Annotated in this window: 2 protein-coding genes and 1 pseudogene; 1 reads left to right on the forward strand and 2 read right to left on the reverse strand. The window is 70.8% G+C overall.

Going from position 1 to position 1,821, the window contains the following annotated elements; all coding sequences use genetic code 11:
• Positions 1-94: 94 nt before the first annotated feature.
• The gene (locus tag ABZE72_RS16770; RefSeq protein WP_372730174.1) at positions 95-727 is read right to left on the reverse strand and encodes a DJ-1/PfpI family protein; all 633 of its coding nucleotides are present in this window, start codon (positions 725-727) and stop codon (positions 95-97) included.
• 21 nt (positions 728-748) lie between these two features.
• Positions 749-1,255, reverse strand: a complete 507-nt coding sequence (locus ABZE72_RS16775; RefSeq protein ID WP_372730175.1) for an N-acetyltransferase family protein — start codon at positions 1,253-1,255, stop codon at positions 749-751.
• Between the two features lie 200 nt (positions 1,256-1,455).
• Here ABZE72_RS16775 and ABZE72_RS16780 point away from each other — a divergent pair.
• Positions 1,456-1,821: pseudogene (locus tag ABZE72_RS16780) on the forward strand (hypothetical protein); the annotation flags it as partial.

Genomic DNA, 1,821 nt, shown 5'->3' on the forward strand with positions numbered 1-1,821 from the left:
GAGTTCCGGGAGTTCATGAAGAGTCCTCTCGTCGATGCAGTGCGACGCTAGGGGCAGTCGCGGCGGTGATCAATGCGAGTACCCGCGTTACCTGTCACACGAACAAGCTCCGGGCCGACGTGAGCAGTTCGACGGCCCACCCGGGGACGCGGTCGGGGCTGCCCGTTTCGTACGGCGGCTGCGGGTCGTACTCGATGCCCAGCTGGATCGTCTGCGCCAGCTCGACGCCGCAGGCGCGCGCCACCAGGGTCAACGCCATGTCCATCCCGGCCGAGACGCCGGCGGCGGTGACGTACTTGCCGTCGACCACCACCCGTTCGTCGCTGGGCAGTGCGCCGTATTCCGCGAGGTCGGCCCGGGCCAGCCAGTGGCTCGTCGCGCGACGACCCGCGAGCAGGCCGGCCGAGGCCAGGACCAGCGAACCGGTGCATACCGAGGTGGTCCACGTCGTACGCCGATCGGCCTCGAGCAGCCACTCGTGCAGCTCGCTGCCCTCTCGATGGACGCGTTGGCCGAAGCCACCGGGCACCACCACGATGTCGGGCTCGGGGATCTCCGCGTAGGTGGTGTCCACCTGCAGCCCGAGCCTGCCGGTGTCGGTACGCACCACCGTCCTGCCGGCGCCGGTCATGTGCACGGTGGCGTCCGGCACCCGGCTGAGGACCTCGTACGGCCCGACGGCGTCGAGTGCTGTGCAGTGCTCGAAGAGCACGATCGCGATCTGCATCTCTTCTCTCCTTCTCCGTGGTCAGGCGGCCGGCGACGTGTGCGGGACGACGCCGAGGGTCAGGGAGCCGTGGACGACCCACGGCGTCCGCTCGAGTCGGGCGCCTCGGGACCGAGCCAGGTGGAGGGCGACGCTGTTGGTGCCGATCACCTCGAAGACGAGCTCCTCGATCCCTGCCTGGAGCGCACGCCGCACCAGCGCCTCGAGCAGGGCCTTCCCGATCCCACGCCCGGTGTGCTCGGCGACCACGGCCAGGGCGATCTCGGCGACCGCCGCACCGATCCGCGTGTAGCGGCCGATCCCGATGGCGCGCTCACCGAGCTCCACGACCAGCGCGACGCGGTCGTGCCCGTCCACGTCGGCGAGGGTGCGGCGCACGGTGAGCGGCAGCCGCGGCATCGCGGCATGGAACCGCTGCCAACGTTGCTCCGGGGTCAGGCCGGCGAACACCGCCTCGACGGTCGCCTCGTCCCCTCGGGCGAGCTCCCTGATCACTGGTGCGAGGGGCTGGTTGGCTCGAATCCTCATCGCGTCACTCCTTCTGTCTCGGGACATCTGGCTCGTGACGATCCGGCGGTCCCCTGTCCACCGCCTGTCCCGGAGGCTCCTGGTCCGAACCGGACGTCGACAGACGCCGGACAGCGACCGGACAGACGACCGGCGCATCGTCGGAGTCGTGCCGCACCGGACCGGAGTGCGGCGGATGACGAGACCTTCGGAGGAAGAGCATGAGCACGACCACACGCGTTGGCGGGTTCGTCCTGGGACTGGCCGCCGTGGGCGCTGCCGCCACCGGACTGGGCGCTGCCGTCGGCCCGGTCGGCGCCGAACCCGTCCGCCACGACGGAGGTCACCGGCCGGCGACAGCTCCCACCCCGTCCCCCCGGACGCCGTCCAACGCCCCGCCGTCCCACCAGGAGATCCCGGGCGGACTGATGGTCAGCCAGGACGGCTACTCGTTGCAGGTCCTCGACGATCTGATCGAGGCTCCCGGCAGGACACAGCTGCGCTTCCGGGTCACCGACCCGACGGGAACGCCGCTCACGTCGTACGACGAGAGCCACGGCAAGGACCTGCACCTGATCGCCGTACGA

The sequence above is a fragment of the Nocardioides sp. genome (assembly GCF_041600255.1).
In the GTDB taxonomy this organism is placed as follows: domain Bacteria; phylum Actinomycetota; class Actinomycetes; order Propionibacteriales; family Nocardioidaceae; genus Nocardioides.